Raw genomic sequence first — 22,826 nt, forward strand, 5'->3', positions numbered from 1 at the left:
GAATAAATCTTCGGTGCCAGTCTGGCCTCTCTCGAGGGCGCAAGGCATGGCACTGCGGGGAACCAATCAGGAGTTCGGGCGGCCGTACAACCGGCGCATCGTGCTCGAATCCATTCGCCTTCACGGGCCGATCGCCCGCGGCGACATTGCCAGGCGGGTCGGGCTCACCGTGCAGACGGTGTCGACCATCGTTCGCGAGCTGGAAGAGCACGGTTACGTGTTGTCGCTGCGCGAAGAGCCCAAGGGGCGCGGACTGCCCCCGGCAACGCTGCGGATCAATCCGGAAGGCGGCTATGCCGTCGGCATTCACGTCACCCCGCTCGGCATCAATGCCGCGCTGATCAACCTCAGCGGCGATGTCATCGAGAGCAGCTACCGCGAGGCCCCAAATGCAACGCCCGACCACGCCTTCGAGCTGATCGGCGCCATGGTGCTCGAATTGACAGCACTGCGGCCCGGTGGCCGCGTCCTCGGCATCGGCATGGCGTTGCCCGGGCCGTTTGGCGTGGAGTCCATGAGCTTTGTCGGTCCGACCACCATGACCGGCTGGAAGGATGTGGCGCTGCGCGAGCGGCTGGCCGCCTCGACCGGGCTGCCGGCCTTTTTCGAAACCGACATGGCGGCGGCTGCCATCGGCGAGCGCCTCTATGGCCTCGGCACGGCCTATTCCGAATATTACTATCTCTATTTCGGTGTCGGCCTCGGCGGCGTCATGGTGCATGACGGAGCCGCATTGCGCGGCGCCTGGGGCAATGCCGGCGAAATCGGCCACATTCCCGCTGTGCCGGGCGGCGAGCCCTGCCCGTGCGGCAATCGCGGCTGCCTCGAACGGTATCTCTCGCTCGAGGCGCTGCGGCGCCGCAACATTGCCGACGCCGACTGGGTGAGCGAGATCGCGCCGATCTTCCGCAACGCCATCACCATCATCGAAAACCTGTTCGACCCCGAAACCATCATCCTTGGCGGGCTGGCCTCCACCGACCTGCTCGAAAGGCTGGCCGGCGCAGCTGCGCACCTGCCCAACTCGGTCTCGGCGCGAAGCGACCGCACGACGCCCCGCGTCAGCGTCGCGCGCGGCGGCCAGCATGCGGTGTTGCGCGGCGCCGCAGCGCTTGCCGTCTCAGGGGTGCTTTCGCCACGCTTCGGCCAGATCTTCACCGCCGAACGCGAACGCGGGCGGGATCTCTTGCATAACAAGGGGATCGCGGCATGAGCGAACCGCTGCTGGTGCTCGATAACGTTGCCAAGAATTACGGTGCCATCGAAGCACTGAAAGGCATCAGCTTTTCGATCGGCAAGGGCGAAGTGGTGGCGCTGCTCGGCGACAACGGCGCCGGCAAATCGACGCTGGTCAAGATCATTGCCGGCGGGCTCGAGCCGAGTTCCGGCCGCATGCTGTTCGAAGGCAAGGAATTCCTCGCCAAATCCCCTGCCGAGGCCAAGGCCGCGGGGATCGAGACCGTCTACCAGGACCTGTCGCTTTGCACCAATGTCGACGTGGTCGCCAATTTCTTCATGGGCCGCGAGATCACCAGGAAGGTTCTCGGCATTCCGGTGCTCGACGAGCGCGCCATGGAGCAGGTGGTGCAAAAGGCGCTGGCCAGCGCCGGCACCCGCATTCCCTCGCTTCGCACCAATGTCGAGCACCTCTCCGGCGGTCAGCGGCAGGCCATCGAGCTCAACCGGTTCGTGCATTTTGGCGGCAAGTTGGTGCTTCTCGACGAGCCGTTCGCAGCGCTCGGCGTCGAGCAGACGCGGCGCGGCCTCGACATGATCCGCCAGGTGGCGAGCCAGGGTATCGGCGTCGTCATCATCACTCATATCATGCAACAGGCCTTCCAGGTTGCCGACCGGATCGTGGTGATCCGGCAAGGCGTCGTGGCTGGCGATGTCGCACGCAGCAAAACAAGTCCCGACGCGGTGATCAACATGATCACCGGAGAGACGCTTGCCGGTGCCGGACCGGCGAGCTGAGGGACAAATGAGGGGTCCGGCGCAAGAGGAGCGAACGACATGAAGAAAATACTTCTTTCCGTCTTCGGTATCCTGGCACTGGCCTTTGCCACGCTCACGCCGGCATTCGCTCAGTCCAAGGGCACCGTCTACTACATGGTGCCGACACTGCTCGATGAGTTCCAGACCGGCTCGGTGAGCGCGCTGGAATTGTTCCTGAAGCAGGTCGGCTACGAGATGAAGACGCTGAACGCCGACAACAAGACCGACGCTCAGCAATCGCAGATGAACGACGTCATCGCGCTGAAGCCGTCGGCGATCATCCTTGCCGCCGTCGATTTCAATGCGCTGAAACCGTCGATCGAGGCCGCCCGTGCCGCCGGCATCCCGGTCGTCGAGTTCGACCGCCAGATCACCTCGACGCCTTCCGACTTCACCTCGGTGGCCGGAACCGTCGAGATCGGCTACGTCGCCGCCGATCAGGCGCAAAAACTCCTGACCGCGAAGAACGGCTCGGTGAAAGGCAAGATCCTGCAGGTGCTCGGCGATCCGGGCGACCCCTACACGCTCGACATCCAGAAGGGTTTCGAGGAGAAGATGAAGGCGTTCCCGGACGTCATGATCATCTCGCTGCCGGCCATGCAATGGGCGGCGGATGCAGCCGGGACCATCGTCAACGACCAGCTGCTCGCCAACCCCGACATCGACCTGATCTTCAGCCACGCCGCGCATCTTTCGGTCGCTGCCGTCGCCTCGCTCGAGGCCGCCGGCAAGAAACCGGGCGACGTCATGCTGATGAGTTCGAACGGCGCTCCGGTCGGCCTCGACCTGATCCGCAAGGGCTGGCTCAATGTCGAAGTCGAGCAGCCGCTCTACGCCCAGGCCGCGGCGGTCGCCATGTTCATGGACAAGGTGGTCAACAAGCAGGAGATCAAGCCCGGCGAATATGATGTGCTTGGCCTGAAATCGACCCTGACCAAGGAAGCGTGGGGGCCGAACATCAAGATCCCCGGCGCTGCGATCACCAAGGAAAATGTCGATAACCCAGCCTTCTGGGGCAACATGAAGCCGCCGGCCGAAACCATAAAGCCGGTCGAATAGCGAACTCGCCAGAAGCTCCGGGCCACGCAGGCCCGGAGCCCAGCCCTGCAGCCCGGTGCGTTCAAACGGACGCGCACGGGAATGCTGCAGCAATTTTCAACCGCGCCTGATCTTTCCGACGACCGAGTGGTTCTTCGGGTCATGCGCCAACCGGATCCGCAGATGAACCCTCGCACGCGCCAAACCCTCGAGTTCATCCTCGACAATCTTGTCTGGTTCATGCTGGTCTTCGTGCTGGTGGTCTTTTCCATCCTCATCCCGAACTATTTTCAGCTCGGCATCTTCGCCAACATCATCGAGGCCTCGAGCGTGCTCGGCGTCATGTCGATCGGCTTGGCGCTGGTCATCATCGCCGGCCATATGGACCTGTCGGTCGAATCGGTGGCGGCGCTCAGCGCCATGGCGGTCGGCATCCTGTTCTGCTCGTCGGGCATCGGCCTTGGCATCCAGTTGCAGCCGCAATGGCTGATGGTTCCGGTTTCGCTGCTCATCGCGCTTGCCGTCGGCGCCCTCATCGGCGCTTTCAACGGCTATCTGGTGGTCAGGGTGAAGATGAGCGCCTTCATCATCACGCTGGCCTCCTACATCTGGGTACGCGGCCTGGTGCTGGTCATCTCCGGTGGCCGCTCGGCACAAGACCTTGCGCCGGCAATCCGCTGGTTCGGCATCCAGCGCCTGGGCGGCCTGCCGTTGACGGCCTGGATCGCCATTGCGTGCTTCGTGGTGTTCTCGCTGATCATGGCCAAGACGCCCTTTGGCAGGCACCTGGTCATGATCGGCGGCAACGAGACGGCGACGTTCCGCGCCGGCATCCGCGTCAATCGCAACCTGGTCATAGCCTTTGTTCTCGCCGGTGCCATCGCCGGCCTTGCCGGCTGGCTGCTGGCAATCCGTACCTCCGGCGCCACCGCCAATCTGGGCGTCGGCCTGTTGTTCAACGCCTTCGCCGCGGTCGTCATCGGTGGCGTCAGCCTGAAGGGCGGCGTCGGCACCTTGCCCGGTGTCTATGCCGGCGTGCTGCTGCTCTCCGCCATCAATACGGCGATTAATTTGATGGGCCTGCCGGCCAACTTCACCCAGGTGATCCACGGCCTGCTCGTCCTCGCCGCCGTGCTGCTCGACGCCTTCAAGCAAACCATCCGCCAGAGGCTCGCATGACCGGCCGTCTGGAAGGTAAGGTCGCGCTGATCGTCGGAAGTGCGCGCGGCATCGGCAAGGGCATCGCACAACGCTTTGCCGAAGAGGGCGCGACGCTTGTCCTGGCCGATACCGAGGTTGAGGCCGGGCAAGCGACTGCGGACGAGCTCGGCGCCGCCTTCATACACACCGACATTTCACAGATGGCCGATGCGCAAGCCGCCGTGGCGCTGGCGCTAGCGCATCACGGCCGGCTCGACATCATGGTCCAGAATGCCGGCATCTATCCCTGGCAATTGCTGGAAAACACCAGTCCCGACGATTGGGACCGGGTCATGGCGGTGAATTTGCGCGGCAGCTTTGTCGCCGCACGCGCGGCGCTGGTGCCGATGAAGGCACAGCGTTTTGGCCGCATGCTGTTCACCTCCTCGATCACCGGCCCGCATGTCACCAGTCCCGGCCACGGCCATTATTCGGCGACCAAGGCCGGCATCAACGGGCTGATCCGTTCGGCTGCGCTCGAATTCTCCGGCTACGGCATCACCGTCAACGGCGTCGAGCCCGGCAACATCCTCACCGAAGGCATAGAGCAGCATCGCGGTGCGGCCTTCATCAAGAACATGGAAGACGCCATCCCGCTCGGCCGCCTCGGCAGCCCGCGCGACGTGGCCAATGCCTTCCTGTTCCTGGCCTCCGACGACGCCAGCTACATCACCGGCACGACCATTATCGTCGACGGCGGGCAGCTTTTGCCCGAGGGCAAGGATTTCCGGCTGCTGCCGCCATGATCGTCGATTTCGGCGGCGGTTTCTTCCTGCGCCGGGCGACCACCGCCGATCATGCAGCGCTTGCGATGATCTGTCTCAAGACCGGCGATGCCGGCAAGGACGCCAGCGGCCGCGAGGACGACCCGGACCTGCTCGGCCTCCTCTACACCATTCCCTACCAGGTGCTCGAACCCGAGCTGGCCTTCATTATCGATAGTCCCGCAGGTGCGGCCGGCTACCTGCTTGGCGCGGCCGATACGGGCGCTTTCAATGCCAGCCTGGCATCAGACTGGTATCCCGACCTTCAGCGGCGCGTGGCAGACCCCGGACCCGACAGCTCGCGCTGGCGCGGCAGCGACTGGGCGCGGCATCGGGTCCATCATCCCGATTTCGCTGTTCCGCCTGCGCTGACCGCCTATCCGTCGCATGGCCATATCGACCTGTTGCCGCAGGCGCGCGGGAAAGGCATCGGCCGGCGCGCGATGGCCTTCCTCGAGCAGGGGCTTGCCGCGAGCGGCTCGACCGGCATCCACCTCGAAGTCATGCCGGAGAACGATGGCGCGCTAAGGTTCTACAAGGCGATTGGATTTGAGGTGGTGCAGGACGCTGATTCATCAAAGCGTTGTGTTTATGTGGCGAAACGGATTGCTCACGCTCCGGCGATTGCAGGCTGATCTGCGACAAGCCAATCGCCCAAGTTGCAAAGAACCGGGAGGCCTATGGAAGTACAATGCTGCCGTTCTGCAGCAGCCAGTTGCCCGCGTGAACACCTTTGCCGCGGGAACGAAACCTTCGTCGCGTGCTCCACCGCAGACACGAAAGTCACCAGCATCAACACGGTGCGGGGCTAATCCGAGTGTTGGCGGAGCGTCTACTAGTTCAGTATGGGCGGCAAGGGAACATCCACGACCGTTCCCCCGGCCACAATCGAGAGCACATAAAGCAGATAAATGGCTAATACCAACAGGGCGAGGAATGAACCGCTGGCAAAGACTCCTGCAACCGCGGCGTCGGGATAAGCTTCGACTTGTTCTTTCTTGAAGGTGTCTTCTTCGTTACGGGTTGTCTTCACAACCCGTTCGCCTGGAAGCCGGTTTTTTTCAGCTTCCTTCGATATCTTATCCGCGAGATCTCCTGCGATCACGGGATCGTCCGGAAGATGACTCGCAAGCCATCCAGGAATATTTTCGCTCCCGCCCATGCCCATACGCAATTGAGATACTGCAAGTTGTAGCTTTCGGCAATCGTTTCCCTCATGAGAGGCAAGCAGATCAGACTTAAGTCCCTGCGGAAAGACAGTTTGAATCAGACCAAAGTCCGAGTAGCACAGTGGTCGGACGCGTCTCACCTGGGCGATCAGCTTGAGCGGTGTAGCCCAAACTGAACACATCGAGGAAAATGGTGGGCGATGACGGGCTCGAACCGCCGACATCTTCGGTGTAAACGAAGCGCTCTACCAACTGAGCTAATCGCCCGCCCCGGGCCGGACCTTTAAGCAGTTAGGGCCGGCTTCGCAAGGCCAAATGAGCGGCGAGTGGCTTGGCCGGGAGCCGGTTTCGGCAACAAAGTTCGGCTTGTCAAAAAACCTTCTCCTGTTTGCTGTTATGCTGTCCGGGTCCGCTTGACACCCGGTGGGTTACCCCTTATCCACCGCCCCAACGACGAACACGGCTGACACGTGCTCGTCCATGCGCGGGTGTAGCTCAGTTGGTTAGAGTGCCGGCCTGTCACGCCGGAGGTCGCGGGTTCGAGCCCCGTCACTCGCGCCATTTCTCCTTTGGGGTCACGTCCCCTTGATGTCGGAGAAATGTCGACGTTGATTTGTCAAAAATCATCTTCTTCGTGACCCAGTCTAGGTCCATTCCTTTCGAATTCTGGCATTGATCCTCATCCATCGACCTGCCCGCCTGTTTGTGGTCGAGCCAGAAGACAATAGCTTCTCGGACAAGAGTCGGGTCTAACCCATTCGCTCCCGCTTACAGTCTCATCTCGCAGTGCCGGGCTTCACCCCTCGGCGAGCAGCGCCTCGACTTCCTGCAGCGTCGGCATGGACGGCGCGGTGCCCGGGCGCGTCACCGAGATGCCGGCGACGGCGCAGGCGAAGCGCACCGCTTCCAGAGGTTCGATCCCCCTCGACAGCGCGGCAGCCAGGCCGCCGTTGAAGGCGTCGCCAGCGCCTGTGGTCTCGACCACCGGGCCGGCGGCGACCGCTGCGACATGCTCGGAACGATCGGCCGTGTGCAGCAGCGCACCGTTTTCGCCAAGCGTCACGATGACCGCCCCAACGCCCTTCTCAAGCAGGCTGTCGGCGGCACGGCGGGCATCGTCAATGGAGGATACCTTGATGCCGGTCAGTTCCTCGGCCTCAGTCTCGTTCGGCGTGACATAGTCGCAAAGCGTGTAGATGCGGTCCGGAAGCTTGGCCGCCGGCGCCGGGTTGAGGATGGTGGTCACCCCTGCCCCGCGCGCGATCTCCAGCGCCCGCAGCGCCGCCTCGATCGGCTGTTCGAGTTGGGTGACGAAGACCCCGGCCGCGCGAATCAGTTCGGCATTTGCCTCGATATCGGCGGGCGAAATCAGCATGGCCGCGCCGGGACTGACGATAATGGCGTTGTTGCCGCTCGTCTCCTCGATGAAGATATAGGCGGCACCGGTGTAGCTTTCCGGTGTGTCGATGACAGCGCTCTTCACGCCGGCCGCGTTCCAGGTCTGTCTCGCCATCTCGGCAAAGGGATCGACGCCGAGGCGGGTAAGGAAGGTGACATCGGCGCCGAGCCGGCCGGCCGCCACCGCCTGGTTCGAGCCCTTGCCGCCGGGGCCGAGCGTGAAGGACGTGCCCAGGATCGTCTCGCCCATGCGCGGCTGGCGGGCGGCGCGGTAGGCCGTATCGGCGACGAAGACGCCCAATATGACAACCGGCTTCATGACGATCGGTTTCGCCGGCATGCCGCTACTCCGCATCCGGTGGCACGACGCCCTTGCGGAACGCAAAACAGCCATAGAAGCGGCGCTCGCCGGTCTGGATGACGCAATAGGCCTTCTTGGCGCGTTCGTAGAAGGCGTAGCGCTCGACCGAGATCATCGGCCAGGCCTTGCCCTCGGCGGCATCGATCTCTTTTTGCACTTCCTGCTGCACGGCGGGAATGTCGTCCGGCTTGCCGACGATCTCCATGCGCGCGGCCGCGTCGTCGACGAAGGTGTCCAGCGGATAGAGCGACAGTACCGCCTTGACCACATCGGCCGCCGACGCATCGATGCGCAGCAGCCGGCCAAGCACGGTCTGGCGCGCCACCGAATCGGACGGGAAATTGGTATCGGCGATAATCAGATCGTCACCGTGGCCCATCGCCCGCAGCGCCTGCAGCACATCGGCATTGAGCAGCGGATTGATTCCTTTGAGCATGGTATTCCTCGCGAAGTTTGCTGGGCGAAATCAGAGACGCTTGCCGCTCTCTGCGTCGAAGAGATGCACCTGGTCGAGCCGCGGTTTCAGGTGCAGTGTGTCGCCCGGCTTGAACTCGTGGCGTTCACGGAACAGCGCCACCATCTCGCCCTCGCCGAAGCGCAGGAACACGAGAGTCTCGGAACCGGTCGGCTCGACCACCGAAATCTTCGCTGGGACACCATCTGGATGGATTTCGAGATGCTCGGGCCGCACGCCGTAGACGACATTGCGGCCATCTTCCACGGTATTGCTCGATGCGATCGGGAACGGCGTCCCGGCGATCTCGACGACGGGCTTGTCGCCCTTGCGCACGACGCCCTTGAGCAGGTTCATCGAGGGCGAGCCGATGAAGCCGGCGACAAACAGATTGGCCGGCCGGTCGAACAATTCCAGCGGCGCGCCGACCTGTTCGATGCGACCGTCGCGCATCACCACGATCTTGTCGGCCATGGTCATGGCCTCGATCTGGTCGTGGGTGACGTAGATGGTGGTGGTCTTCAGTCGTTGGTGCAGTTCCTTGATCTCGGTGCGCATCTGGACACGCAGCTTGGCATCGAGATTGGAGAGCGGCTCGTCGAACAGGAACACCTGCGGGTTGCGCACGATGGCGCGACCCATGGCGACGCGCTGGCGCTGGCCGCCCGAGAGCTGGCGCGGATAGCGCTTGAGGTAGGGGTTGAGGTCGAGGATGTCGGCGGCGCGCTTGACCCGCTCAGTGACCACCGCCGGATCAGTTTTGCGCAGCTTGAGAGCAAAGGCCATGTTCTGCTCGACCGTCTTGTGCGGATAGAGCGCGTAGTTCTGGAACACCATGGCGATGTCGCGCTTGGCCGGCGGCAAATGGTTGACGACGCGCTCGCCGATGGCGATGGTGCCGCCGGAAACCGTTTCCAGCCCGGCCACCATCCTCAGCAGCGTGGACTTGCCGCAGCCGGAAGGCCCGACCAGCACCACGAACTGTCCGTCGGCGATGTCGACGCTGACATCGTGCAGAACCTTGACGGTTCCGAACGCCTTGGCCACATTGCGGATCGCGACTTGAGCCATCATTCCCCCTTCAGTTGCCGTGAAGCTAAACAACGCAAACGGCGAGGGCAAGTCGGTCTCTTATAGATAAAAAACCCATTCACGTTGACACCGCACTTCGTTGTGCGAATAGTGACAGTGCCCGGCTTATGACCCTGTTCCGGGCGCACCGGTACGCTTGTCCGGCACTCAATGCGAGGCGTCGCGGGAGGGAGAATTCGGGCCGCTATTTACGGGAGTCGCTGTCGTTGGGGAACATAATCGGCGCTCCACCATCTGAACCAATTCACGATTGATCTTCTGGGAGGAACGAGATGAAAGTCAGCCTTTATCACCAACTTGTCCGCGCCGGGGCCACCCGCCGCGACGTGCTGAAGGGAGCGGCCAGCATGGCCGCCCTCGCCGCGGCCTCAAGCGCCGGACTTGGTGCCCTGACGCGCCCGGCTGCGGCCGCCGATGACCTGCGCGCGCAGATCCTGCAGATCCCGGGCGTCGGCAAGGGTCAGCCGACCGATGCCGATTTCCAGCAGGTCGGCGAGCTTTGCCTGGGCGCCACCAAGGCCAATGTCAAGGAAGGCGAATTCGCCGGTGTCGAACTCACCTTCATGGGCCTCAACAATCAGAACCTGCACAATGTGCTGTTTCGCGGCTTCCTGAAGCCGTGGGAGACCTATACCGGCGCCAAGATCAACTGGATCGACCTGGCGCAGGCTGACTACAACGCCCGCCTGCAGCAGTCGATTGCGACCGGCACCGTCGATTTCGACATCATCGAAATGGGAGCACCGTTCGAAGGCGACGTCTGCGGCAAGGGTCTCACCTCCGAGATGCCGGACTGGGTCAAGGACCAGATCGACATGAAGGACGTCGTGGCCTATCTGCAGCCGCCGGTCGGCACCTGGGACGGCAAGCAATATCGCGTCACCGTTGACGGCGACGCGCATAACTTCAACTACCGCACCGACGTGTTCGCCGATGCCGACCTCGCCAAGGCCTGGAAGGACGGCGGCGGAGAAGGCGAATGGGGCGTGCCGAAGACCTGGCAGCAGGTGCAGGCGGTGACGAAATTCCTCAAGGGCAAGCAGGTAAACGGCCAGGATGTCTTTGGCTACCTCGATGCGCCCAAGCCCTGGGGCGGTTTCGGCTTCTATTTCCTCGGCAGCCGCGCCAGCGCCTACGCCAAGCATCCCGATGACAAGGCATGGCTGTTCGATGCCGACACGATGAAGCCGCGCGTCAACAATCCGGCATGGGTGCGGGCGATCCAGGACGTCATCGATGCCCTGCCCTCCGAACCTGCCGACCAGATCAACGCCGACCCGAATACCACCGCCTTCCAGCAATTCCTGGCAGGCACCGGTTCGATGGTCACCTGGTGGGGCGACGTCGGTTCGAACGTCAAGACCAACGATTCCTCGGTCGTCGGCGACATCACCGGCTTCTCGATCCTGCCGGGCTCGGACGATGTCTACAACTCCAAGACCGGCCAGTGGGACAAGCTCGCCAGCGGGCCGAACCATGCGCCGAACTGCGCCTATCTCGGCTGGGGCGTCTATGTCATGGCCCGCGTCGACGGCGACGAAAAGAAGAAGAAGGCGGCCTGGTCTGCCGCCGCCCATCTCGGCGGCAAGGACCTGTCGCTCTGGTGCGCGGCCTATCCGTCGGGTTTCCAGCCCTATCGCAACTCGCATTTCAACATTCCGGAATGGGTGGCGGCGGGCTACGACGAGGCGTTCATCACCTCGTATCTGAAGTCGGAAGCCGACAGCTACAACCATCCGAACGCGGCGATCGAGCCGCGTATCCCCGGCATCTTCCAGTATTACAGCGCCGCCGAGGACATTTTGGCCAACACCTTTGCCGGCAAGATGAAGGCGCAGGAAGGCGCCGACGCCATCGCAGCCGCCTGGGAGAAGCTGACCGACCAGATCGGCCGCGACAACCAGATCAAGCTCTACAAGGCCTCACTCGGCATGTAGGTTGAGATAGTGAAACTTGGTCCGGCGGCGTACAGCCGCCGGACCTACCCTTGACCGACTTGGCCTCGACCGGCTCGGCCGGTCATCGAGCCTCCTGTGAACGGGCAAGACGCGTGGCTGACCGGACCCTGGCTGACCAGACTCTGTCGACAAGTGAATGGCCGGCAGGCGCCGTGCCATCCGACCTGATACCGCGGAGCCGCAAACGGCTTGGCTGGGCGCTGATGGCTGCTGCAACGCTAGGCCTTCTGGCGGTGATTGCGCTGCAAATCCTTTACAAGAGCGATGTCGACACTATCGGCTTCGAGACGTGGCGGCCGGTGGTCTACGCCTATGTGCTGTGGGGTGTCGCGCTCGGCATCGGCCAGGTGCTGACGCGCGGCGAGGATGGCCAGCGCGCGTTGTTCCTGCTGCCGGCGCTGCTGTTCACCATTGCCATGGTGATCTTCCCGACATTGTTCGGCTTCTACATCGCGCTGACCGACTGGAACCTCAGTTCCTTCAGCGGCCGGCAGTTCAACGGGCTCGACAATTTCTGGCAGATGCTGAACGACGCCTATTATCGCAACGCCCTGTTCAACATGGTGCTCTACGTGCTGGCCGTGTTCGTCGAATATGTCATCGCCTTTGGCCTGGCGCTGCTGCTCAACGCGCAGATCCGGGCGCGAAAATTCTTCCGCGTCGTCTTTCTCATGCCCCTGATGCTGTCGCCGGTGGCTGTGTCGTGGATGATCGGCAAGTCGCTGATGGAATACCGCTTCGGGCCGGCCGCAACGCTGGCGCGGCATCTCGGCTGGGAAAACCCGGCCTTCTTCTCCAATCCGATCACCGCCCGCATCTCGATCATGGTGCTCGATGCCTGGACGTTCATCCCGTTCATGATGATCATGCTGCTTGCCGGCCTGCAGGCGATGTCGCGCGAGGTGCTCGAGGCAGCGCGTGTCGATGGCGCCACCGCCTGGCAGACCTTCTGGCAGGTCACCTTCCCGCTGATGCTGCCGGTCTCGGTGACGGCGGTCATCCTGCGCATCATCTTCAAGCTGAAGCTCGCCGATATCATCATCACCGTTACCTCCGGCGGCCCGGGCGGCGCGACTGATTCGGTGTCGAGCTTCATCTACCGCGAATATCGCGACCGTTCGAATGTCGGCTACGGCACGATGCTGGCGATGGCCTATTTGATCATCATCATCGTGTTTGTGACCTGGCTACTGAAATTCGCCAGCCGCTTCGTGCGCAACGTCAACTGATCGGGCCGGCAAGATGAGCGTTCAAACCACCGACTTTGCCGCCTCCGAAATCCGCTCGCCGGCGGCGTTCTTCGCCAACCGCGTCTTCATCTACGGTGCCCTCATCTTCTGGGCCTTCATCTGCCTGTTCCCAATCTATTGGACGATAACCACCTCGTTCAAGACCGCGGTCGACGTCACCCAGGGCCATCTGATCCCGTTCGTCGATTTCAAACCCGACTGGAAGGGCTGGCGTTCGCTTGGCCTGTCGCCGGACTCGATCTTTCGGACGTCGACGGTGCGCGACGAATTCATCAAGCGCTTCATGAATTCGGTCATCACTTCGGTCGGCGCGTCGACCCTCGCCATCGTCATCGGCAGCCTCGCCGCCTATGGGCTGACCCGCTATCGTTACAAGTTCGCCTGGTTCAGGAACGAGGACATTTCCTTCTTCTTCCTGTCGCAGTTGATCCTGCCGCCGGTGGTATTGGCCCTGCCCTTCCTCGTGCTCTACCGGGAAGTCGGCCTGCTCGACACGCGCGTCGGGCTGATCCTGCTCTACACGCTGATGGTACTGCCGATCGTCATCTGGATCATGCGCGACCAGTTCAATTCGATCCCTGTCGAGCTGGAGGAGGCAGCACTCGTCGATGGCCTGTCGATCTGGGGTGCCTTCTTGCGCATCGTCATGCCGATCGCGCTGCCGGGCATGGTCGCGGCCTTCATCCTGGCGATGGTGCTGTGCTGGAACGAGTATTTCTTCGCCGCGCTTTTGACCTCGACCGATGCCAAGACCATTCCTGTCATGGTGGCGAGCCAGACCGGCTCACAAGGCATCAACTGGTGGTCGATGGCAGCGCTTGCCACCGCGGCCATCACACCGCTCGCCGTCATCGGCATTGCGCTCGAGCGTTACCTGATCATGGGCATGACGGCGGGCGCGGTGAAATAGGCGATGGCCAACAAATACTGGTTCGCACGCAACAGGCGCGGCAGCGGCTACGCCAAAGGCGTGATGCCGATCAGTTGGGAAGGCCGGGCCGTAGTCGCCGGTTTTGTGATGGCGATGATTGCCGGCGGCTTGATCATGCTGCTTCTCGGCCTCTACGCGAACCTGATGGCACTCGGCATCGTGATTTACGTCCTGCTGGCTATCTGCGGCGCCGGCACGTTCATCTGGGCTGCGGCGACCAAGGTCGATCCCGAAAAGACCATGGCCGACTATCAGGCGGAAAGGCTAAGAGCCCGGTCGTCCGGGATCTAGACAGCACCTAACCCAAAAGTGTTGCCCGCAAATGATCGAGGATCATGGCAACCCCTTTTTGCCCCAGTTCCGCCGAGGCTTCGGGCGCACTTGCCGTGTACCAGCCGGTGTTGTCGGCGAAGCGGCCGGCATCCACCGCTTCCGGGCACAGCGCCAGCATCAGTGACGTCTCGCCGGTGCCGGCATGGTCGAACGGGTACTGGCTGTGCATTGAAGCCGGCATCAGCGGATGCACCTGTACCCAGTTGAAGAAATTGCTGCCCTCGGCGTGCTCGGCATAATAGTCAGCCATCGCCGCAGAGCCCCACCAGCCTTCGCCGCGTTCTTTCTCCAGGAAGCGGAAGATCGCTTGTCGGCCGGCGGCCTTGAAGGCGAGATCGGTTGGCATGCCGGCAGCAAAATTCTCGGTTTGGTGGTGAATGATGGCGTGGATGTTGCGGAAGCCAATGCGCAGCAAGCTGTAGAACAATTCTTCCGCAAATGGCGCCAGCACATTGCCGCCGACCTGCACCGAGCCGCTGCCTTCCGGCGCCGCAACGGCATAGCTTGCCGCGCCGTAATAGAAGGGCGGCAGAATGACGATTTCGGCCTCCGTTTCGAACAGTTCCAGGCTCTTGACCACGGCCAGCGTGTCCATGCCGACGGCCATGTGCTCGCCGTGATATTCGAGCACACCGAGCGGCAACACGACCGGCCGGTTCTCGGCGATCGCCTTGCGGATCTGGTGCGGCAGCATCAGTTCGTAGCGCATGACACCTACTCCATATTGGTGTGGCGGGCGCGCATCGCTTCCGGCGAGACGCCGGTCAGATCCCTGAGCTTCAGCACCATCACTTCGAAGAGGACGAACAGCGCGCCTTCGAACACCGAGCCCATCGGCAGGACGGATGTCTTTTCCGGACCCTGGTCGTCGGCCATGGTCTGAGCCGGGATAAGCAGCGTGAAGTCGGCCAGCTTCGCGGCAGTGCTGTCGGCTTGCGCGGTGAGCAGCAGGACGACGGCACCGGCCTCGCGCGCGACCCGCATCAAGGTCAGCACCGTCGATGTCTCGCCCGGGCCGGAGCTGGCGAGGAAGACATCGCCCGCGCCCAGCGGCGGCGTGGTCATGTCGCCGACGACCGACACCGGCAGACCGAGATGGTAGAGCCGCATGGCAAAACCCTGGACCTGCAGCGCCTCGCGGCCGCAGCCATAGGTGACGATCTTTTTCGCGCCGGCCAAGATGGCGCAAGCCGCGTCAATGCGGCTTTCGTTGATACGCTCCAGCACGGTGCCAAGCTCGCTCAGCGCAATCCCAAACAGGTTTTCGCCGTCGTCCGTCATGACATTTGCACCAGCTTGCAGGTACCGGAGAACCACATGAACATCTCAGTCACATTTGCCCCGAACAGCTTGTTTTCATTCATGCTATCACCGCGAAAATTGGTGTCCAACGGCACGCAGTGCTTTTGATGCGCTACAGCCGTGATAGTGTCACGGCAAATCGTAAATGAGGAAACGACAGCATATGAAGACACGGCATTTCGACCGCATCGGCAATGGCGGCATCAACTTCACCGAGCTCGGCTTCGGCACCGCGCCGCTCGGCAATCTCTATCGCGCCGTGTCCGATGAGGATGCCAATGCCACGCTGGAGGCGGCATGGCGGGTCGGCTGCCGCTACTACGACACAGCACCGCTCTATGGGCTCGGCCTCGCAGAAACGCGGCTTAATCCGTTCCTGCGTTCGAAGAGGCGCGACGACTACGTGCTGTCGAGCAAGGTCGGGCGCATCATGCGCGCCTGCCCGCCGGAACAGCGCACCGGCATCGGCAAGTTCTTCGACACGCCGTCGCGCCGCGAGGTCTACGACTACAGCTATGACGGCGTCATGCGCTCGTTCGAAGCCTCGCTGGAACGGCTCGGCGTCGACCGCATCGACATCCTCTTCGTGCACGATGTCGACATCTTCACTCATGGCAGCAAGGAAGCCTCGGACCAGCGCATCCAGGAATTCATGAGCTCGGGCTACTATGGATTGCTGGCACTGCGCGACCAGGGCGTAATCAAGGCGTTCGGCGGCGGCATCAATGAGTGGCCGGTTGCCCAGACGCTGGCCGAGCGCGGCGATTTCGACCTGTTTCTGCTTGCCGGGCGCTATACGCTGCTGGAGCAGGAGGCGCTGCAGTCTTTCCTGCCTCTATGCCAGCAACGCGGCATCGGCATCGTTCTCGGCGGGCCGTACAATTCCGGCATTCTGGCAACCGGGCCGAAGCCCGGCGCCTACTACAATTATTCGGAAGCGCCGCAGGATATCATGGACCGCGTCACCCGCATCGAGGCCGTCTGCAAGCGCCACGGCGTGCGCCTGATCGAGGCGGCGCTGCAGTTTCCGCTGCTGCATCCTTCGGTCGTGTCGGTAGTCCCGGGCGGCCAGCGGCCGGGCGAAGTCGAAAGCAATCGCTCGCTGCTCGACACAAAACTGCCATCGGCGCTGTGGGCCGATCTCAAGAAAGAAGGCTTGATGCGCACGGATGCGCCGACGGCATAGCGCCGCCTTTCCAACGACCTGCGGGCACAGAAAAGAAAAACCGGATATGCCGGCTTTTCTTTTCTCTGAAAGACTTAAGGAGGCGCTTAGTTGACCGCGTCCTTGAGGCCCTTGCCGGCCGAGAACTTCGGCACGGTGCGCGCCGGGATCTTCACTTCCGCACCGGTCTGCGGATTGCGGCCGGTCGACGCGGCGCGTTTTGACACGGTGAAATTTCCGAAGCCGACAAGCCGGACATCGCCGCCCTTTTTCAGTTCGCCGGTGATGACGGAAAACACCGCATCAACCGCCGACTGCGCGTCACCCTTCGAAATACTCGCGGCATCGGCGACAGCGGACACCAGTTCGTTCTTGTTCATAAAAATTCCCTTCCATGAGAAAACCGGAACACTCGACTCATCCGGCAGGAAACGGACTTTAGAAAGAAGCGCTCCGCCAACCAAGTCGAAAAGCGCCAAGAAAGTCGAAAAAAGCCCGGAAATCCGGGGTTCTTCACATGAAAAAGCCGGGCTCAAGGCCCGGCTCTCTCTTGTGCATTGCAACTTTAGCAAGAACTAATGCGCCAGCGATTTACCTGCCTCGTCTCCGACATCGACCACGGCCGGCGCATTGACGGGTTCGACCCACTGGATCGGTTCCGGCATGCGCACCAGCGCATGGCGCAACACTTCGCCAACGCGTGAGACCGGAATGATCTCCATGCCGCTCTTCACGTTCTCCGGAATCTCCGCCAGATCCTTGGCGTTCTCTTCCGGGATCAGCACCTTCTTGATGCCGCCGCGCAGTGCGGCAAGCAGCTTTTCCTTAAGGCCGCCGATCGGCAGCACCCTGCCGCGCAGCGTGATCTCGCCGGTCATCGCCACATCGGCCTTGACCGGGATACCGGTCAACACCGAGACGATCGCCGTCGCCATCGCCACGCCAGCCGACGGTCCGTCCTTAGGCGTTGCGCCTTCTGGCACGTGCACGTGGATATCGCGCTTGTCGAACAGCGGCGGCTCGACGCCGAAATCGATGGCCCGCGAGCGGACGTAAGACGCCGCCGCCGAGATCGATTCCTTCATCACGTCGCGCAGATTGCCGGTCACCGTCATGCGGCCCTTGCCGGGCATCATGACGCCTTCCACCGTCAACAGCTCGCCGCCGACTTCCGTCCAGGCGAGCCCGGTGACCACGCCGACCTGATCGTCGCTCTCGACCTGGCCGAAGCGGAAGCGCGGAACACCAAGGTAATCGGCAAGATTGTCCGCCGTGATGTTGATCGTCTTCTTCTTCGTCTTCAGGATCTCGGTCACCGCCTTGCGCCCGAGCTTCATCAGCTCGCGCTCCAGGCTCCTGACGCCCGCTTCACGGGTGTAGGTCTGGATGATGCCGCGGATCGCGTCCTCGCCGACGGAGAACTCCTTCGGCTGCAACGCGTGGTCGCGGATCACCTTGGGCATCAGGTGACGCTTGGCGATTTCGATCTTCTCGTCCTCGGTGTAACCGGCGATACGGATGATCTCCATGCGGTCCATCAAGGGCGCAGGGATGTTCAGCGTGTTCGCCGTCGTCACGAACATCACGCTCGACAGGTCGTATTCGACCTCGAGGTAATGGTCCATGAACGTCGAGTTCTGCTCGGGATCGAGCACCTCGAGCAAAGCCGATGACGGATCGCCGCGGAAATCCTGGCCCATCTTGTCGATCTCGTCGAGCAGGAAGAGCGGGTTGGATTTCTTCGCCTTCTTCATCGACTGGATGACCTTGCCGGGCATCGAGCCGATATAGGTGCGGCGGTGACCACGGATCTCGGCCTCGTCGCGCACGCCGCCCAGCGCCATGCGGATGAACTCACGACCGGTCGCCTTGGCGATCGACTTGCCGAGCGAGGTCTTGCCGACGCCGGGAGGTCCGACGAGGCACAGGATCGGCCCCTTCAGCTTCTTCTGGCGGCTCTGCACGGCGAGGTATTCGACGATGCGGTCCTTGACCTTGTCGAGGCCGAAATGATCCGTATCGAGCACGTTCTGGGCAAAGGCCAGATCCTGCTTGACCTTGGAGTTCCTGCCCCACGGGATCGACAGCAGCCAGTCGAGATAGTTGCGCACGACGGTCGATTCAGCCGACATCGGCGACATCGTCCGCAGCTTCTTCAGTTCGGCTTCTGCCTTTTCGCGGGCCTCCTTGGAGAGCTTGGTCTTCTTGATGCGCGCCTCGATCTCGGCGGCCTCGTCGCGGCCGTCCTCGCCTTCGCCGAGCTCCTTCTGGATCGCCTTCATCTGCTCGTTGAGGTAGTATTCGCGCTGCGTCTTCTCCATCTGGCGCTTGACGCGCGAGCGGATGCGCTTCTCGACCTGGAGCACCGAGATTTCGGCTTCCATGAAGCCCATCGCCTTCTCCAGCCGTTCCTTGACGGAAAGCGTGGCGAGCATCTCCTGCTTCTCGGGGATCTTGATGGCAAGATGCGAAGCGACCGTGTCGGCGAGCTTGGAATAGTCGTCGATCTGGCTGGCGGCACCCACCACTTCGGGCGAGATCTTCTTGTTCAGCTTGACGTAGTTCTCGAAGTCGGTGACGACGGAACGGGCCAGCGCCTCGACCTCGACCTCTTCCTCCTCCGGTTCGACCAGCGCCGCAGCACGGGCTTCATGGAAGTCGGGACGGTCGGTGAACGCAACGATTTTCGCGCGCGAGGCGCCTTCGACCAGCACCTTCACGGTGCCGTCTGGCAGTTTCAGCAATTGCAGCACATTGGCGAGCGTGCCGATGTCAAAGATGGCATCGGGCTCCGGATCGTCGTCGGCGGCATTCATCTGGGTCGCAAGCAGGATCTGCTTTTCCTGACCCATCACTTCTTCCAGCGCCTTGATCGACTTTTCACGCCCGACGAAGAGCGGAACGATCATGTGCGGGAACACCACGATGTCGCGCAGTGGGAGGACTGCGAAGACGCCGTCGCTGGGAGCCTTGGATAATTTGGCCATTGTCCAACCTTTCATGTCGCGGCCGCCAATCGGCCAACCGCGAATCTCATATTAACGACCGGGGATCGTTCCGCCTACCACCGTTTGTGACGGGAGTTTTACAGCACAGAATTCGGCACCACGGCCTTCTGCCTTTAGTTGGAGGCACGGCGGGTAAAGATCAAGGGTCAACACGGTCCGTCCCTCCAATCCGCAGCCATTACGCGGCGCCGTACGCGGTGTGCGACAGCAAAACGGCGCCCCGCGGCGCCGTTTCAGAAAAATCCATTGCCGGCTCACGTCAGGCGCTGACGTTGCCCTTCTTTTCCTTCTGCTCGGAATAGATGTAGAGCGGCCTGGCGTTGCCTGACACCACCTCTTCCGAAATAACCACTTCGCGCACGCCTTCGAGCGCCGGCAGCTCGAACATGGTGTCGAGCAGAATCGCTTCCATGATCGAACGCAGGCCGCGCGCGCCGGTCTTGCGCTCGATGGCGCGCTTGGCGATCGCCGACAGCGCGTTCTCGTGGAAGGTCAGGTCAACATTCTCCATCTCGAACAGCCGCTGATACTGCTTGACCAGCGCGTTCTTCGGTTCGGTCAGGATCTGGATCAGTGCCGGCTCGTCGAGATCCTCCAGCGTCGCCAAGACAGGCAGACGGCCTACGAACTCGGGAATGAGGCCGAACTTCAACAGATCCTCAGGCTCGACCAGGCGGAAAACATCGCCGGTGCGGCGATCCTCGGGCGAAGCGACGATGGCGCCGAAACCGATCGAGGTCTTCCTGCCGCGATCCGAGATGATCTTGTCCAGGCCGGCAAAAGCGCCGCCGCAGATGAACAGGATGTTGGCGGTGTCGACCTGCAGGAATTCCTGCTGCGGATGCTTCCTGCCGCCCTGCGGCGGCACGGAGGCAACGGTGCCTTCCATGATCTTCAAAAGTGCCTGCTGCACGCCCTCGCCCGAGACGTCGCGGGTGATCGACGGGTTGTCCGACTTGCGCGAGATCTTGTCGATCTCGTCGATATAGACAATGCCGCGCTGGGCGCGCTCGACATTGTAGTCGGCCGACTGCAACAGCTTCAGGATGATGTTCTCGACGTCCTCGCCGACATAGCCGGCCTCGGTCAGCGTCGTCGCGTCGGCCATGGTGAAGGGAACGTCGATGATGCGGGCCAGCGTCTGCGCCAGCAACGTCTTGCCGCAACCGGTCGGGCCGATCAGCAGGATGTTCGACTTCGCCAGCTCGACGTCGTTGTTCTTGCCGGCATGGGCGAGGCGCTTGTAGTGGTTGTGGACGGCCACCGACAGCACGCGCTTGGCGTAGGGCTGGCCGATGACGTAGTCGTCGAGAACCTTGAGGATTTCCTGCGGGGTCGGCACGCCCTCGCGCGACTTCACCATCGAGGTCTTGTTCTCCTCGCGGATGATGTCCATGCACAGCTCGACGCATTCGTCGCAGATGAACACCGTCGGCCCGGCGATCAGCTTGCGCACTTCGTGCTGGCTTTTGCCGCAAAACGAGCAATAAAGCGTGTTCTTGGAATCACCGCTGTTGTTGCCGACCTTGCTCATTTTCATGTCCTTTCATGGCCGCCCGCCGATGGTCTGGTTGAAAGGGCGCATATTCAATCTATCGCGGGAATCCGCCGCCGCCAGTGCCCCGGCTCCCGCAACGCATTCCGTACGAAACACAAATCGGAAAACGGGGCAATGATTCGAACAACCCCACGCAAAGCTAAGCCGTCGAAAATCAACATAGCCTTAACGTAGGCAATTGCACCCGTCGAGGGAACAGCCAATTGTGGCCGAAATGCCGCAAGCTGCGCCAAAAGCGTGTGATCCCGCCACTCACTGCCACCGCGGGGCCACCGCGTGCCTATAAGGCAATACCTTCGACCGGCTCACGTGACGAAATGACCTTGTCGATAAGGCCGAAATCCCTGGCCTCGTCGGCAGTCATGAAATGGTCACGGTCGAGCGTTTTTTCAATCTCATCGTAGCTCTTGCCGGTGTGCTTGACGTAAACCTCGTTGAGGCGGCGCTTCAGCTTGATGATGTCCTGGGCATGGCGCTCGATGTCGGAGGCCTGGCCCTGGAAGCCGCCGGACGGCTGGTGGACCATGATGCGGGCGTTCGGCGTGGCAAAGCGCATGTCCTTGTGGCCCGCCGTCAAGAGCAGCGATCCCATCGATGCGGCCTGGCCGATGCAGAGCGTCGACACGGCGGGCTTGATGAACTGCATGGTGTCGTAGATCGCCATGCCGGAGGTGACGACGCCGCCGGGCGAGTTGATATAAAGGTTGATTTCCTTCTTCGGATTCTCCGCCTCGAGGAACAGCAGCTGCGCGCAGACCAGCGTCGCCATGCCGTCCTCGACCGGGCCGGTGATGAAAATGATGCGCTCCTTGAGGAGCCGCGAGAAAATGTCATAGGCCCGCTCGCCGCGATTGGTCTGTTCGACCACCATCGGAACGAGGTTCATGTAGGTTTCGACGGGGTTCTTCATGGACTATCCCTTTTTGAGGATGGGATTCCGGCGCCGGAGATTTGCAATCGGGCAGAATCGGTTCTGGATCGTTATTGTGTAAATAGGATGCCGGCTCACCCTAGCGCAAGGCCGCCTCTCCTAGCCATCCGGTTAAGTCGAATCAAGGTTTCCAAACCAAGTTTCGCCCGTCGCCGTGCCGGCAGCCCTCTCCTGCCGCCGGAAGGGACGCTCATGCTTGGCCGTTGTTTAGCAGTTTCTTAACCGCATCGCTTAACGAAAAGCGGTGAAACCGCTTTTTCCAGCCGCGGCTTGCCCTACAATCCAACGTTGAACCCGCTTCACGCAGTTCAAACAGGGGGAGTGCGATGATCAGGAAAACTGCTTCCTTGGCTCTTACCGGCCTCGCCGTACTCGGCATGGCATCCGAAACGGCTGCCAGCGGACGCGCGGTTGAATGCTACGAGAAGGTCAACCGGCCGGCCGTCTACGACACGGTCTATGAGGACGTGCTCGTCAGTCCGGCCGGCCAGCAGGTGGAATACGAGGCGCCAATCTACGGGACGCGCGAGCGCGTAGTGCAGATCGCGCCGGCGCGCGTCAGCTACGAGATCGCGCCCGCCATCACCCGCACCATCTACCGGTCCGTGAGGGTCGACGACGGCGGCTATTCCTGGGAATGGCGCATCATCAATGGTCGCAAGGTCCTGTGCAAGGTCAGGCACAAGGCGCGCTATGAACGTGTGGCCGAGATCGTCGTGGTTGAGCCGGAACGCCGGCGGCGCGTTGTCCTCCCCGCCGAATACGAGAGCGTCGCCGAAGAGGTGCAGGTGCGGCCGGAGCAACGGCGCATCATCGACATTCCAGCGTCTTATCAGACAGTGGCGCGCCGCGTGGTGGTCAGGGAGGGCTCATCCAGCTGGCGGCGCGTGCATATTCCGAGGCATTGCCGATACTAGGC

22 protein-coding genes and 2 tRNA genes are annotated in these 22,826 nt (G+C 62.1%); 13 read left to right on the top strand and 11 right to left on the bottom strand.

What is annotated here, in order from left to right; all coding sequences use genetic code 11:
* The first annotated feature begins 46 nt into the window (after nucleotides 1-46).
* The 6 genes from NKH89_RS16190 to NKH89_RS16215 all read left to right on the top strand — a co-directional run bounded on the left by NKH89_RS16190 (nucleotide 47) and on the right by NKH89_RS16215 (nucleotide 5,632).
* Nucleotides 47-1,213, top strand: a complete 1,167-nt coding sequence (locus NKH89_RS16190) for an ROK family transcriptional regulator (RefSeq protein WP_352792001.1) — start codon at nucleotides 47-49, stop codon at nucleotides 1,211-1,213.
* Nucleotides 1,210-1,974, top strand: a complete 765-nt coding sequence (locus NKH89_RS16195; protein ID WP_352640083.1) for an ATP-binding cassette domain-containing protein — start codon at nucleotides 1,210-1,212, stop codon at nucleotides 1,972-1,974. The genes NKH89_RS16190 and NKH89_RS16195 overlap by 4 nt, the downstream gene beginning before the upstream one ends.
* A 39-nt stretch (nucleotides 1,975-2,013) precedes the next feature.
* Entirely contained in the window at nucleotides 2,014-3,054 is a 1,041-nt protein-coding gene (locus NKH89_RS16200) for a sugar ABC transporter substrate-binding protein (protein ID WP_352640082.1), read from the top strand.
* A gap of 162 nt (nucleotides 3,055-3,216) precedes the next feature.
* Complete coding sequence (locus NKH89_RS16205) at nucleotides 3,217-4,212, top strand: ABC transporter permease (protein ID WP_352495337.1); 996 nt, start codon at nucleotides 3,217-3,219, stop codon at nucleotides 4,210-4,212.
* Nucleotides 4,209-4,979 (top strand): SDR family oxidoreductase, encoded by a 771-nt coding sequence (locus NKH89_RS16210; RefSeq protein ID WP_352495336.1) that lies wholly within the window; start codon nucleotides 4,209-4,211, stop codon nucleotides 4,977-4,979. The genes NKH89_RS16205 and NKH89_RS16210 overlap by 4 nt, the downstream gene beginning before the upstream one ends.
* On the top strand, nucleotides 4,976-5,632 hold the full coding sequence (locus tag NKH89_RS16215) for a GNAT family N-acetyltransferase (protein WP_352495335.1): 657 nt from the start codon (nucleotides 4,976-4,978) through the stop codon (nucleotides 5,630-5,632). Before NKH89_RS16210 ends, NKH89_RS16215 begins: the two co-directional genes overlap by 4 nt.
* A 200-nt stretch (nucleotides 5,633-5,832) precedes the next feature.
* Here NKH89_RS16215 and NKH89_RS16220 read toward each other — a convergent pair whose 3' ends face one another.
* Both NKH89_RS16220 and NKH89_RS16225 read right to left on the bottom strand, forming a co-directional pair.
* The gene (locus NKH89_RS16220; RefSeq protein ID WP_352515772.1) at nucleotides 5,833-6,159 is read right to left on the bottom strand and encodes a hypothetical protein; all 327 of its coding nucleotides are present in this window, start codon (nucleotides 6,157-6,159) and stop codon (nucleotides 5,833-5,835) included.
* A gap of 198 nt (nucleotides 6,160-6,357) precedes the next feature.
* Nucleotides 6,358-6,433: transfer RNA gene (locus tag NKH89_RS16225), tRNA-Val, on the bottom strand.
* A gap of 217 nt (nucleotides 6,434-6,650) precedes the next feature.
* Between NKH89_RS16225 and NKH89_RS16230 the strand changes: the two genes are divergently transcribed.
* Nucleotides 6,651-6,727: transfer RNA gene (locus NKH89_RS16230), tRNA-Asp, on the top strand.
* 235 nt (nucleotides 6,728-6,962) lie between these two features.
* On the opposite strand, the gene rbsK is transcribed toward NKH89_RS16230, so the two are convergent.
* From rbsK to NKH89_RS16245, 3 genes are read right to left on the bottom strand one after another with little or no spacing between them, the layout of a single operon-like run.
* Complete coding sequence (rbsK, locus tag NKH89_RS16235) at nucleotides 6,963-7,904, bottom strand: ribokinase (RefSeq protein ID WP_352909316.1); 942 nt, start codon at nucleotides 7,902-7,904, stop codon at nucleotides 6,963-6,965.
* Nucleotides 7,905-7,908: 4 nt separating this feature from the next.
* Nucleotides 7,909-8,361, bottom strand: coding sequence for an RbsD/FucU family protein (locus tag NKH89_RS16240; RefSeq protein WP_023674665.1), 453 nt, complete (start codon nucleotides 8,359-8,361; stop codon nucleotides 7,909-7,911).
* 30 nt (nucleotides 8,362-8,391) lie between these two features.
* Nucleotides 8,392-9,450, bottom strand: coding sequence for an ABC transporter ATP-binding protein (locus NKH89_RS16245; protein ID WP_352857697.1), 1,059 nt, complete (start codon nucleotides 9,448-9,450; stop codon nucleotides 8,392-8,394).
* A 293-nt stretch (nucleotides 9,451-9,743) separates the two neighbouring features.
* Between NKH89_RS16245 and NKH89_RS16250 the strand changes: the two genes are divergently transcribed.
* The 4 genes from NKH89_RS16250 to NKH89_RS16265 all read left to right on the top strand — a co-directional run bounded on the left by NKH89_RS16250 (nucleotide 9,744) and on the right by NKH89_RS16265 (nucleotide 13,901).
* Nucleotides 9,744-11,408 carry an ABC transporter substrate-binding protein gene (locus NKH89_RS16250; protein WP_352909317.1) on the top strand — a complete coding sequence of 555 codons (1,665 nt, stop codon included), beginning with the start codon at nucleotides 9,744-9,746 and terminating at the stop codon, nucleotides 11,406-11,408.
* Nucleotides 11,409-11,536: 128 nt separating this feature from the next.
* Entirely contained in the window at nucleotides 11,537-12,658 is a 1,122-nt protein-coding gene (locus tag NKH89_RS16255; RefSeq protein ID WP_031193505.1) for a carbohydrate ABC transporter permease, read from the top strand.
* Nucleotides 12,659-12,671: 13 nt separating this feature from the next.
* On the top strand, nucleotides 12,672-13,589 hold the full coding sequence (locus NKH89_RS16260) for a carbohydrate ABC transporter permease (protein ID WP_352456619.1): 918 nt from the start codon (nucleotides 12,672-12,674) through the stop codon (nucleotides 13,587-13,589).
* A 3-nt stretch (nucleotides 13,590-13,592) separates the two neighbouring features.
* A complete protein-coding gene (locus NKH89_RS16265) occupies nucleotides 13,593-13,901 on the top strand; it encodes a hypothetical protein (RefSeq protein WP_023717332.1) in 309 nt (102 codons plus the stop codon).
* Between the two features lie 7 nt (nucleotides 13,902-13,908).
* Here NKH89_RS16265 and NKH89_RS16270 read toward each other — a convergent pair whose 3' ends face one another.
* Both NKH89_RS16270 and NKH89_RS16275 read right to left on the bottom strand, forming a co-directional pair.
* Nucleotides 13,909-14,652 (bottom strand): creatininase family protein, encoded by a 744-nt coding sequence (locus tag NKH89_RS16270; protein WP_023717331.1) that lies wholly within the window; start codon nucleotides 14,650-14,652, stop codon nucleotides 13,909-13,911.
* Nucleotides 14,653-14,657: 5 nt separating this feature from the next.
* Complete coding sequence (locus tag NKH89_RS16275; RefSeq protein ID WP_023717330.1) at nucleotides 14,658-15,224, bottom strand: SIS domain-containing protein; 567 nt, start codon at nucleotides 15,222-15,224, stop codon at nucleotides 14,658-14,660.
* 184 nt (nucleotides 15,225-15,408) lie between these two features.
* Between NKH89_RS16275 and NKH89_RS16280 the strand changes: the two genes are divergently transcribed.
* Nucleotides 15,409-16,431 (top strand): aldo/keto reductase, encoded by a 1,023-nt coding sequence (locus tag NKH89_RS16280; RefSeq protein WP_352481200.1) that lies wholly within the window; start codon nucleotides 15,409-15,411, stop codon nucleotides 16,429-16,431.
* Between the two features lie 86 nt (nucleotides 16,432-16,517).
* Here NKH89_RS16280 and NKH89_RS16285 read toward each other — a convergent pair whose 3' ends face one another.
* From NKH89_RS16285 to NKH89_RS16300, 4 genes are all read right to left on the bottom strand, one after another.
* A complete protein-coding gene (locus NKH89_RS16285; protein WP_006201846.1) occupies nucleotides 16,518-16,790 on the bottom strand; it encodes an HU family DNA-binding protein in 273 nt (90 codons plus the stop codon).
* Nucleotides 16,791-16,985: 195 nt separating this feature from the next.
* Nucleotides 16,986-19,397: an endopeptidase La gene (gene lon / locus NKH89_RS16290; RefSeq protein ID WP_023674656.1), complete on the bottom strand. Its 2,412-nt coding sequence runs from the start codon at nucleotides 19,395-19,397 to the stop codon at nucleotides 16,986-16,988.
* Between the two features lie 280 nt (nucleotides 19,398-19,677).
* On the bottom strand, nucleotides 19,678-20,952 hold the full coding sequence (gene clpX, locus NKH89_RS16295; RefSeq protein ID WP_006332719.1) for an ATP-dependent Clp protease ATP-binding subunit ClpX: 1,275 nt from the start codon (nucleotides 20,950-20,952) through the stop codon (nucleotides 19,678-19,680).
* Between the two features lie 304 nt (nucleotides 20,953-21,256).
* Nucleotides 21,257-21,886 carry an ATP-dependent Clp protease proteolytic subunit gene (locus NKH89_RS16300; protein WP_023674655.1) on the bottom strand — a complete coding sequence of 210 codons (630 nt, stop codon included), beginning with the start codon at nucleotides 21,884-21,886 and terminating at the stop codon, nucleotides 21,257-21,259.
* Nucleotides 21,887-22,233: 347 nt separating this feature from the next.
* Here NKH89_RS16300 and NKH89_RS16305 point away from each other — a divergent pair, with 347 nt between their 5' ends.
* On the top strand, nucleotides 22,234-22,824 hold the full coding sequence (locus NKH89_RS16305) for a hypothetical protein (protein WP_352909319.1): 591 nt from the start codon (nucleotides 22,234-22,236) through the stop codon (nucleotides 22,822-22,824).
* Nucleotides 22,825-22,826 lie beyond the last annotated feature (2 nt).

The organism is Mesorhizobium sp. M0923 (assembly GCF_040319365.1).
Classification (GTDB): domain Bacteria; phylum Pseudomonadota; class Alphaproteobacteria; order Rhizobiales; family Rhizobiaceae; genus Mesorhizobium.